Origin of the sequence: Staphylococcus petrasii (assembly GCF_002902565.1) — a bacterium.
Taxonomy (GTDB): Bacteria; Bacillota; Bacilli; order Staphylococcales; family Staphylococcaceae; genus Staphylococcus; species Staphylococcus petrasii.
Window position 1 is genome coordinate 1 of the sequence record NZ_PPRC01000076.1, and the last position, 7,291, is coordinate 7,291.

At 32.0% G+C, this 7,291-nt stretch carries 4 protein-coding genes; all 4 read right to left on the bottom strand.

Annotated features, from left to right (window positions below; genetic code table 11):
• Window positions 1-887: hypothetical protein (locus CD127_RS10285; protein ID WP_142381312.1), on the bottom strand; the 887-nt coding region annotated here is incomplete at its 3' end.
• Between the two features lie 143 nt (window positions 888-1,030).
• Complete coding sequence (locus CD127_RS10290) at window positions 1,031-4,387, bottom strand: choice-of-anchor I family protein (RefSeq protein WP_103366645.1); 3,357 nt, start codon at window positions 4,385-4,387, stop codon at window positions 1,031-1,033.
• 235 nt (window positions 4,388-4,622) lie between these two features.
• Window positions 4,623-4,928: a hypothetical protein gene (locus CD127_RS10295; RefSeq protein WP_103366646.1), complete on the bottom strand. Its 306-nt coding sequence runs from the start codon at window positions 4,926-4,928 to the stop codon at window positions 4,623-4,625.
• 63 nt (window positions 4,929-4,991) lie between these two features.
• Window positions 4,992-7,238: a hypothetical protein gene (locus CD127_RS10300; protein WP_103366647.1), complete on the bottom strand. Its 2,247-nt coding sequence runs from the start codon at window positions 7,236-7,238 to the stop codon at window positions 4,992-4,994.
• Window positions 7,239-7,291: the final 53 nt, after the last annotated feature.

Consider the following 7,291-nt stretch of genomic DNA (forward strand, 5'->3'; position numbering starts at 1 on the left):
TATATATATTTTGCTATGTCACTAAAATATTCAGTATTAACTTCAAATAAATAAGACAAATCATCTATAAACCAATCAATAAAATCTTCGATGGGAGTTTCTTGATTTAAAATTAATATTTCATAAATACCACGAATTTTTCCTGTATCTTCTATATAAAATTTAGGGATATCATACTCTTCATCAAAAAACTCACTATCAATATGCTTTTTAAATTGTTTTACTTGAGTATGAAATTCTAAAAAAGTTACTAAATTAGCACTAATTCTACTTTTTTCAATATTTTTTTGTTGAAATTCATAATTTATTAAACTATTTAATACACTAGTTAATTCAATCGGATAATCTAGCAATTCTTTGCTATCAGATTGAATTCTCCTTTTGAGTTCTTTAATATGTATTTTCTCAATTTTATCTTCTTCATTACTAATTTCTTTTGCATATTTATGCGCACGGTTTAAAGTAATTATATTAAACCAATTATCTAAAAAATATGGAATATAAGATGTATTATTTATGATGTCCAACCCTTCATCACTTAATTTATAAAATTTAGGTATCTGTAAACTTTCAGTATCAATATTACCTAATTGAATATTTTCAATTATTTTATTTATTAACGTATTTTTTCTTGCTGCACTAGGAACTTTAATATCTTTTAGTATTTCTTTTAATTCATCTTTATTTAAAACTTCTAATCCTTTTTCAATATCACTTTCTAAGTAAATTAAATCTTTTTTATGAAGCTTAGCTAAACTTTCTTTTATATCCCCCATATTTTCATTAAAATATCGTCCTTCTGTACTATAATTCGGTGGGATACATTTATTCTCGCTTTTTCCATTAATATAATGTAATGCTACTAAGTCGTTTACGTTTATTCTCATATAAATTCTCCTTTCTTTTTATAGCTTACAATACAATTTCAAAATTATTCAAATTTAATATATTTTATATTATTTATGTAATTGTTATATAATAAAGCTCACTAAATGAACTTAATCATCTAATGAGCTATGTGATTTATATATTATTTTTCAGTTTTTGATGTTTTGCGTTTTCTTATGAATGCTAAACCTAGGCCACCTAATAGAACTGACCATAATGTTGTGTTTGTTTCTGTTTGACCTGATTTTGGTAGTTCGTTTGTTTCTTTAGCATTAGAACTATTTGAATGGTTTGCTTTATCAGATACTGTACTTACATGATTAGTTTTAACTCCGTGATGACTTGGAGTATTATTATTTGTCTCACTTGAGTTATGATTATTTGAATTTGTCGATTGTTTATTGTGGCTTACTTCTTGATGATGACTTATATGAGCACTATGATTCACATTTTGAGAAGAATTATTATGATGTCTTACATCGTTTCCTTGAGTTAATATTGGATTGTCATTGTGAGTTTCGTTTTCATGATTTTGGCTAGCAGGTTGATTGCTTTCTTCGTTGTCTAAAGTGCCTTCATCGTGATTAGTTGTATCTCCGTCATTATTATCTGCTTGATCTGAGATTACCTCGTCACTATCATCTTCAAAAATGTCACCATCCACTTCATAAGGTGGTTCTAGACCTTCATCATTTCCATTATTGTCTTCAGATGAATGATTGTCTTCTTCATTATTTGAAGTTTCGTCTTCGTTATCTTGATGTTCTCCATTATCCACATCATGGTCTGTATTTGGTTCTTCATTTTCAGAAGGAGGGTTATCTGAATCATCTTTAGACTCCCCGTTAGTATTTCCTGGGTTATTATTGTCTTCAACATCGCCTGTTAAATCGTCTAATTCCCAAGTTGATGTTGTGCCTGATAGCTCGAATGAAGCGATTAACATCGGTTTGCCAGTTGGACTCTCTTCAGCACTTTCAAAAGTGATGCCTTCTGGTGAGATATCTTTATTATCTGGGTCATATAAATATTTCACAAAATAAGTCTCATTAGGGTTCGTAATGTCATAAATCATAATACCACCCACGCGTTCTAATCCAACGAAGGCATATGAATGCGCACCCACTTTACCGACAACGACATTCTCAACTTCTGGACCTTTATCATCGCTGCGACCATCTACTTCAATTTCATCTGGACCTTCATAATTGGCATTGAAGCGTTCAGGAAGTAAATCTAAAACGCGTTGCTCGATGTCATTGCCACTGTCGTAAACCATTTCTAAATCAGATGCTCTTAAAATTGAGAATGAACGTCCGCTATAAGTTACTAACGCATTATATTTACCGTCTTTAGTTTTAAATGGTTGTGCAGTTGTCACTTTCAAACGGCCAAGTTGTTCATCATCAAACAGGCCATTTTTCACCATTTCGTCTAATTCATCTTGAGTGAAACCTTTGTAGTAACGCGCATCTAATTGAATATCGTCTTTCAATTTCTTCACACGCGTTTCTTCAGAGTAACCTTTATAATCTTGTGAGTCACCTTCATTTGCGATAACTAAATAAGTTTCGCCATTATATTCATACGTATCGATACCATCCGGTTGCAATAATCCAAGAACTGGGACACGACGTAATTCTTTTTTATCGTCTTTATCAGATGGATCCATTGAATTTTGAGCAAGTGAATAATCTTTATAAGGTAAGGCTTTCACTTCTACAATTTGTGCTTTTTCGATATCAATTTTCGCAATGGCACTTACTTCCTGTAATGTCACATAAGCGTACTTACTTTGGTTATCCACCGCAATATACTCTGGTTCAATATTTAAATACGCATCCTCTGCATTTGGACCTAACGCACGAAGCCCTTGTTGATGTTCTTTCGTAAAGACAGCTGTGCGCACATTTTCAGTAGTTAAATGACTTGGACCAGCAGAAAGATCAATCACTGACACTGAGCCCTGTGGGTTAACTGTGTAATCATCATTTGGTTCGCCTTCATTTGCAACTAATAAATATTTGCCGTCTTTAGAGAACGTAACCATATCCGGTAGACTGCCGACCGTCAAATGATTTAAATATTGGCCGTCCGCACTATAGAACGCCACATGACCAGGTTGCGTTTTATCTTCTGCTGGGGCTGATATTGCGACATAATCGCCACTTGGATGCACTGTCACGCTTGTCACATCGCCCGCTTCAATTCCATTATCTTGTAAGTAAATGCGTTTCACTAAATTAATCTCGCCATCTTTTCCAGGGTGCTTCACGTCAATAATATCCAACGCTTCTTTATCACCATTTACCGAATACGCATAACCATTCTTCGGATTGTACTTCACAATTTCTGTGCCGCCTTTACCGAAGTCCGCGCCACTCGTATAGCGTCCCGAATGCGTCACATTTAATTGATCTTGCCCAGTGCGAGAGGCATTCTTCGTACGTTGCGCTGACGTCCATTCAGGCGTCGTAGATAGAATCGCTTTCGGTTGTTGATCTTGAGAATTCGCATCCTCTTGTAACACCTTGTACAACGCTTCCCTCTCTTTAGGCGTTAAATTTTTAAGCTCAGTCTTAGGCACATCAGCAATTGTTACGTTACCTTCTTCCGTAGAAGTTACTTCATTATTTTTCACTTCTTCTTGAAAAGGTCGATTGATATTACTCGGCTGTGTAGACTCCTCGCCCTCTTGAGTTGTATTTACATTTTGATCTTGAACTACTGCAGAATCTGAACTTCCATTACTTTCTTGCGTTATTTTATCATGTCCAGTTTCTGCCTTTTCAGTACTTGGTTGTGATAGTTTTGTAGTTTCTTGCGTAGTCACTTCTTTAGCATCTTCTGTTGAAGTTTCTTGTTTACTTTCATATTGTGCTTGTTCTTGAGTTTGTGAAACTTCTTTTGTAGCTTGTTCTTGAGTAGATGGCTGTGTTGTTTTTTCTTGAGATGAATTTACCTCTTTAGTAGAAGCTTCTTCTGTTTTTACTTCCTTAGTTGAAGTTGAATTTTTATCATTATTAGTAGTGGATTCTTGTGTAGCCTGTTCTGTAGAAGGTTGTTCTTGAGTATGTACTTCATTAGTAGCTTTATTTTCTTGTGTAGATGAAACCTCAGAACTTACTTCCTTAGTATTAGCTTGTTGTGATGCTTGATTACTTTGAACATCATTATGTATTGTTTCATTTGATTGAACTTGTGCCTCTTGAGTTTTTATCTCTTCAGTTGATGGTACCTCAGTCGTTTTCACTTCTTGAGTCACAACTTCATCTCTCTTAGGTTGTTCCCCATTTTGAGTAGCACTTTCCTCACTCAGTTTCTCTTGCGTAGCTTGTTCTGTAGAAACATCCTCAGAAGACTGAACCTCATTACTCTCAGCAGCAGACGCTTGCCCACCTAAAAACAATAAACTCCCAACTAAAATCGACGCAGCCCCAAATGAATACTTACGAATCGAAAACGCCTCACGCTTATTAAACAACTGCTTATTTCTCATAAAAAATCCCCCTTGAAGATGATATACACCACCATCTTACAAGAGGAATATTTGTTGATTATTTGAGTTGAGTAAAGAAAAAGTAAAATTAGAAGAGTTTTCTAAGTAAGTTGATTTTTATTCTCTTAAATCATCTACTGTCTTATAAATTATTTCAATTATTAAATCTACTATTATTGTAATAACTTTTTTACTAACAAGATGTTTTCCAAAAATCTTCAAAAATTCGTTCATTTTAATTCTCCCTAGCTGATTTATTAATAATTCGATTTTCAATTTCTTTCACAACTTTTTTTAATATTATAGCTTTAATTGGATTATATTTTGTTCTAGAATATAGTTTTTTAGCTATCGCTAGTGCTAATTCATCACGATTCATATTAGGATACGCTTTTAATATTCTTCTGCCTATACTATTAAAAGAACCAAAATAAGAGACTATTTCTTTAATCCAAATATATTTACTTTTATTATCAATTTTCAAATTATTTTCTAATTGTAATTTTTCTACGTAAGATTGAGCAAATTTTTCTTTATCCATTTTTCGTCTCCTATTAATTATTTAGTTAAATTTCACTTCCTTATTTAACCTTTTAATTTATATTTACGCCACATCTTGATTATTATCGTAAACACTTTCAATAAACGCTATGATTTCTGAATCATCTGGTCCTTGTCTTTTCTCAAATACTTCTATTAATAAAGTACTATATATTTCTCTTATGAATTCTCTTGGCGACTCAGCTGCAAACATTAATTTAAGCATTTTATTGAAGTTTTTATGTAAAAATGTACCTTTTAAAATGTATTCAAATTCTTCTTTGGATACACCACTCATAATTATATTTTCAATAAATTCTTCTTTAGCTATTCTTAACATTTGTACTGCGTCATCTTCTACAAAAGTATCCATTACTTTTTTGGCTGCAAATGTAGAAACAGTCCCACCAATAGTAGCTCCAATAACAGTACCAATCCCTGGGAAAAACATACTACCAAATGCTGCTCCTCCTGCTAAGCCACCTAACGAGCCAATACCTGTGGCTACAGCATTTTTAATAAGTTGTTTTTGCGAAATTCTACCTCTTAAGACGTTATATACATCTGGCCCAAATGACACAGCTATATTAATCGCAACTAATGTTCCACCCGTAACTGCTTTAGTTGCATCCTTAGAGGTGTTTTGAGCAAATTTACTTGCTACTTTAGTATTAATTAATGTTGTTCCAAGTTTCTTGCCTACTTGGCTTCCAGCAAATTGAGAAGCGATCATAAAAGTAAATCCGCTATAAGCAATAGGCTTAATAAAAGAGACACTTGCTTTTTTAAAGGACTCTTTAGGTTCCAATCCACTTGTTCTACACGTCCAATAAATCCAAACACTCGATACAATAGCACCTGGCACTGCTGTACTAGCTCCGTGTATAAAATCTATCCCTGCCGAATATTTAAGTTTTTGAACTAAAGTTGCAGTTTGTTTTTGACCATTTGCATCTAAATAAACAGAATGCTTTCTGCTATCAAATATACTTGTTTGAGCAATATGAGCTTGATTATAAGTTAGAGCACCTTTTTTTAGATATTTATGTGCATTTTCAGGATTGCTTTCGTTAGGAACTGCTCCACCTTTAATTTTTCGTTTCATCTCCTCAAGCGCTATAGAATATTGATCTTTAGGCACTTCTAAAACCATCATTCTTTTTTTGCCATTAATTTCATATGTATACTTAGCCGTTTGGTGTTTATCCACTGTATGAAAAGCACTATTAACACTGTTTGAAGCTTTTTTATAATATTTTGTTTGAATCAATTTCCCATTAACTATTCTATCTGCGCCATTCTTAGAATTATCATGCCCTAATCCTTCAGCATTTTTAAATTTCATTCTATCAAATGCTGTTCCAGCGTGTTCACCTGCAACACCATAACCTTTTGCTTTAACTCCATCCGCACTCTCACTAAATCTCGCATTTATTTGTGAACGATTTAAATCTTCATTCATTTGTTTGCTAATATTTGCAAATTGAGCATTACTTGCTGAAGTTGAAAAACTATCAATATTAATACTGTTCTTATTTTTCTCAAAAATTTTTTCTAATTCCTCTACTTGATTATCTTCATTAATTTCAGTTTCAGTATATAATTTTTTACTTAAAACCTCATTAACTACCTTTGACCAACCTGATTCAATTACAAAATTAATTTTATTAGACAATGTATCTGGAAAATCTCTTACAATTAAATTGGGTCCATCATAATAAAGTAAAAATGAAGTTTTCCCTATCCTGTATTGTTTATATAAATTTTGAAATGGTATATTTATTTTTTCATTAGTATATTTTTCTTTTCTATCAGTTGAATTTTTGTTTCTAATTTGCCTATTTAGAACAATCTCATTTGTTGTAATTAAATAGCCATATTCCATAAATTTCATTTCGTTTTTAGCAGGCTGTGCATTGTAAATAATAAGAAATACATCTTCCGAAATATTATTTTCTGTTCCCATATTAAAATATTCCGTTCTATTAACGGGAATATATTCACCAATCATATCTCCTTCGACAGAACTGTTCTCAATTTCTTTGCTAAAATCAATTACATCATTAATTGTAGGATTTATTTTTTTCCAATCTGAAAGAGTCTTTTTATAGATATAATATACCGCTCCTACTATCATTAAAGCTAATATAACTAAAATTGAAAAATTTATAAAAATTAACATATTCAATATAAAATTAACTAAAGCAGATAGTATAATCGAAATCCCCATGGATTGTAATATCGATAATTTGGTTTTTTTATAAAATAGTATGCTTAATCCAACAAATATTAAAAATCCTAAAAAGCTCATATTCATTCTCCTAAAAAATTTATCATAAAATACTATATAATTATATTTTAATG

Bases quoted from the DNA above. Each gene is read 5' to 3' on its own strand.
- CD127_RS10290 (WP_103366645.1), bottom strand. From the start codon at position 4,387: ATGAGAAATAAGCAGTTGTTTAATAAGCGTGAGGCGTTTTCGATTCGT.
- CD127_RS10295 (WP_103366646.1), bottom strand. From the start codon at position 4,928: ATGGATAAAGAAAAATTTGCTCAATCTTACGTAGAAAAATTACAATTA.
- CD127_RS10300 (WP_103366647.1), bottom strand. From the start codon at position 7,238: ATGAGCTTTTTAGGATTTTTAATATTTGTTGGATTAAGCATACTATTT.